The 780-nt window shown below is 66.2% G+C and carries 1 protein-coding gene; it reads right to left on the minus strand.

What is annotated here, in order from left to right; translation table 11 throughout:
- Positions 1–780 (minus strand): efflux RND transporter permease subunit (locus tag AC1D00_RS43665; protein ID WP_477015004.1); only part of this gene is annotated, 780 nt, incomplete at both ends.

Genomic DNA, 780 nt, shown 5'->3' on the forward strand with positions numbered 1-780 from the left:
CCGTAGCGCGACAGCGCCTGGCGGTCGAGCTTGACGGTGAGAATCGGCAGGCCTGCGACCTGCTCGGTCTTGACGTCGGCAGCCCCCTCGATGCTGCGGACCGCGCCGTTGACCTGCTGGGCGATGCCGGCGAGCACGTCGAGATCGTCGCCGAAGATCTTGACGCCGACGTCGCTGCGGATGCCGGCGATGAGCTCGTTGAAGCGCATCTGGATCGGCTGGGTCATGCCATAGGCCGTTCCGGGCAGGGTGTTGGCGGCCCGTTCGAGCTCGGCGACCACCTCGTCCTTCGGCCTGGCGGGATCGGGCCATTCCTCGCGCGGCTTCAGTGTGACATAGGTGTCGGCGACGTTCGGCGGCATCGGATCGTTGGCGATCTCGGCGGTGCCGATCTTGGAGAAGATAGTCGCGACCTCCGGTACCTGCTTGATTGTCTTTTCCAGCCGGAGCTGCATGTCGACGCTCTGGGTCAGGCTGGTGCCGGGAATCCGGATGGTCTCGATGGTGATGTCGCCTTCGTCGAGGCTCGGGATGAATTCGCCGCCCATGCGCGTCGCGGCGAAGATGCTGCCGGCAACGATCAGCAGCGCGCCAAACGCGACGCTGCCGCGGTAGCGGATGGCGCGGTCGAGCAGGGGAACGTAGAGACGCTTGGCCGCGCGCATGAAGATGTTTTCCGTCTCCGAGACCTTGCCGGTGACGAATATCGCAACCGCAGCCGGGACGAAGGTGATCGACAACAGCGCCGCGCCCGCGAGCGCCATCAGCACGGTCAGGGCC

Source organism: Bradyrhizobium sp. P2_E8 (genome assembly GCF_056403875.1).